Origin of the sequence: Acidisoma sp. (assembly GCF_035492295.1) — a bacterium.
Lineage (GTDB): Bacteria > Pseudomonadota > Alphaproteobacteria > Acetobacterales > Acetobacteraceae > Acidisoma.
On sequence record NZ_DATJJK010000208.1, the window covers coordinates 1 to 3,044 of the forward strand.

Here is a 3,044-nt window from a genome sequence, read left to right on the forward strand (position 1 = left end):
CGTCGCCGGGCCACCTTATGAGGATCGCTACAGCGTGGCGGTGGGCGCGGATATCCTGGACCTGCCGATCCGCTCCCTGCCCGCGCCGGACCGGGCCCTCGCCTCCCTCATCGCCAATCAGGCGAGTTTTCCGGTTATTGACCGGCTCACCGCCGCGATGGCGGAACTCGCGCGAGGCTTCCAGCCGGACGTGATCGTCGGCTTGCCGACCTTGGGCCTTGCCTTCGCGCCGGGTCTTGCCCGCGTTCTCGGTCACGCCAACTTCGTGGCTCTCGGCTATTCCAGAAAATTTTGGTACCGGGACGATCTCTCGGTCGAAATCCGCTCCATCACCTCGCCCGCTGCGGCCAAGCGCCTTTACGTCGATCCGCTCATCCTGCCGCGCCTCGCCGGAAAACGGGTGCTGGTGGTGGATGATGTGGCGAGCACCGGCGCCTCGCTGCACGCTGCGGCCACCCTTCTGGCGCGGGCTGATGTCTGCGTGGTCGGCGCCGTCGTCGCCATGCGTCAGGGCAGGATCGATTCGGCCGACGATCCCTTTCCCATCGCCCATGTCTTCGCCACACCGCGCTTCAGTAGGCGCGCAGACGGCTGGTGGCCGGATCAGCCTTGAGGCTTGTGGCAGACGGCTTCGATGTTGTGGCCGTCCGGATCGAGCACGAAGGCGCCGTAATAGTCCGGGTGGTACTGCGGCCGCAGCCCTGGCGCGCCATTGTCCCGTCCGCCTGCCGCCAGCGCCGCCGCGTGGAAACGGTCCACCGTCGCGCGGTCCGCCGCCGCGAAGGCGATGTGCACGCCGCTCAGCGGGCCGGCTTTCGGACCGATCCAGAAATAGGGGCTCTGCCCCTCGCCAAAGCCCGCGTAAGCGGTGCCGTCACCCGCCATCTCAACGATGCCGAGCGGCGCCAGTGCGGCCGCGTAGAAGGCCCGCGCGCGCGAAAAATCCGTCACGCCAAGGGTCACATGGTCAAGCACAGGAACCTCCGCCCAGAAAGGGCGGAGGCTAGCGCAGAGCGAGACCCGTCGTCAGTCTTTGAGACGCTCGACCCGCGCGCCCACCGCCGAAAGCTTGCCCTCGACATCCTCGTAGCCGCGATCGAGGTGATAGACGCGGCTGACCACGGTCTCGCCCCTCGCGGCAAGTCCGGCGAGGATCAGCGAGGAGGAGGCGCGCAGATCGGTTGCCATCACCGGCGCGCCGGCGAGTTGCGGCACGCCGCGCACGATGGCCGACGCCCCGTGCACATTCACTCGCGCGCCCATGCGGGTGAGTTCGGACACATGCATGAAACGATTCTCGAAGATCGATTCGGTGATCATCGAGGCGCCGTCGGCGACCGTCATCAGCGCCATGAACTGGGCCTGCATGTCGGTCGGGAAACCGGGATAGGGTTCCGTCATCACATCGGCGCCGTGCAGTCCGTTGCGGCGCTGCACGCGCACGCCCTCGGGCAGTTCGGTGATCGCGATGCCGGCCTCTTCCAGCACCCGCGCGACGGCGCCGAGATGGTCCATTCGCGCGTCACGCAGCAGAACCTCCCCGCCCGCGATGGCGACAGCGCAGGCATAGGTGCCGGTCTCGATGCGGTCGGGGATGATGGCATGGGTCGCACCATGCAGGCGTTCCACACCCTCGATCACCAGTTCACCCGTGCCGATGCCGGAAATCCGCGCGCCCATGGCGGTGAGGCAGTGGCAGAGATCAATGATCTCGGGCTCGCGCGCCGCGTTGCGCAGCACCGTTTGTCCGTCCGCCAGGCTCGCCGCCATCAGCAGGTTTTCGGTCGCACCGACGGAGACCATGGGAAAGATGATGGTGGCGCCCTTCAGGCGCCCGCGCACTTTCGCCACGACATAGCCGCCCTCAAGCTCGATCAGCGCGCCCATCTGCTCCAGCCCCTTGAGGTGGAGATCGACCGGCCGCGTGCCGATGGCACAGCCACCGGGCAGCGAAACCCGCGCCTCGCCGCAGCGGGCGAGCAAGGGTCCGAGCACGAGGATGGAGGCACGCATCTTGCGCACGATGTCGTAGGGCGCCTCGGTATTGGTGATGGCGCCACCGAGCGAGAGAACACGCCCTTCCGCATCCGTCTTCTCGACAGCGATGCCGTGCTGGGCGAGGAGATCGCCCAGGGTGACGATATCGGCGAGACGCGGCACGCGGGTCAGGACGAGCCGCTCATCCGTGAGCAGGCCCGCCGCCATGAGGGGAAGCGCGGCGTTCTTGGCACCGCCGATGGGAATTTCACCGTGCAGCGGCCGGCCGCCGATGATCCTGATACGATCCATTCGTCTGGGTTCCAGTCGCGTCAGATCACATGCGCGGCAGCGCGACGCCGCGCTGCCCCATGTATTTCCCGGCCTTGTCGGCGTAGCTGATTTCGGGTGCGCTTTCGCCGCGCAGGAAGAGGAACTGGCAGATGCCCTCGCCGGCGTAGATCTTGGCGGGCAGTGGCGTCGTATTGCTGATCTCGATCGTGACCTGGCCTTCCCACTCGGGCTCCAGCGGCGTCACGTTCACGATGATGCCGCAGCGGGCATAGGTGGACTTGCCGAGGCAAATCACCAGCACGTCGCGCGGAATGCGGAAATATTCGACGGTATGGGCCAGCGCGAAGCTGTTCGGCGGAATGATGCAGACCGGCGTCTTGCGGTCCACGAAGCTCGACGGATTGAAGGCCTTCGGGTCGACCACCGCCGAGTCCACATTCGTGAAGATCTTGAAATCCTCCGCGACCCGCGCGTCATAGCCGTAGGAGGAGAGGCCGTAGCTGACGATACCGTCCCGCTTCTGGGTCTCGACGAAGGGGTCGATCATCCCCTGCTCGGTTGCCAGGCGGCGAATCTCGTGATCAGGCAGGATGGACATGGGGCAGGACTCCGGGACTCGAAAGGTCTTGGGCGCGCGGGCCGCAAGTCTCCCCTCTAGCTCACTCTGAAATATCTTGAAACAACTTGTGCGCTGGGAGGGTCTCGGACGGCGCCCCTTCGCGCCCACGCTCCTGCTCCTTGCGGCGACGGAGATTGGCACGCAGCGCCGCGGC

The 3,044-nt window shown here is 66.6% G+C and carries 4 protein-coding genes; 1 reads left to right on the top strand and 3 read right to left on the bottom strand.

All coding sequences use genetic code 11. The annotated features are described in order from the left end of the window. A partial coding sequence (locus VL752_RS15965) for a phosphoribosyltransferase (protein WP_325356850.1) occupies positions 1–613 on the top strand: 613 nt, incomplete at its 5' end. On the opposite strand, the gene VL752_RS15970 is transcribed toward VL752_RS15965, so the two are convergent. From VL752_RS15970 to dcd, 3 genes are read right to left on the bottom strand one after another with little or no spacing between them, the layout of a single operon-like run. Continuing rightward, on the bottom strand, positions 604–975 hold the full coding sequence (locus tag VL752_RS15970; RefSeq protein ID WP_325356851.1) for a VOC family protein: 372 nt from the start codon (positions 973–975) through the stop codon (positions 604–606). The two genes, VL752_RS15965 and VL752_RS15970, sit on opposite strands and share 10 nt — an antisense overlap. A gap of 51 nt (positions 976–1,026) precedes the next feature. After that, positions 1,027–2,289, bottom strand: a complete 1,263-nt coding sequence (gene murA / locus VL752_RS15975) for a UDP-N-acetylglucosamine 1-carboxyvinyltransferase (RefSeq protein ID WP_325356852.1) — start codon at positions 2,287–2,289, stop codon at positions 1,027–1,029. A gap of 25 nt (positions 2,290–2,314) precedes the next feature. Next, positions 2,315–2,869 carry a dCTP deaminase gene (dcd, locus tag VL752_RS15980; protein WP_325356853.1) on the bottom strand — a complete coding sequence of 185 codons (555 nt, stop codon included), beginning with the start codon at positions 2,867–2,869 and terminating at the stop codon, positions 2,315–2,317. Between the last annotated feature and the right edge of the window lie 175 nt (positions 2,870–3,044).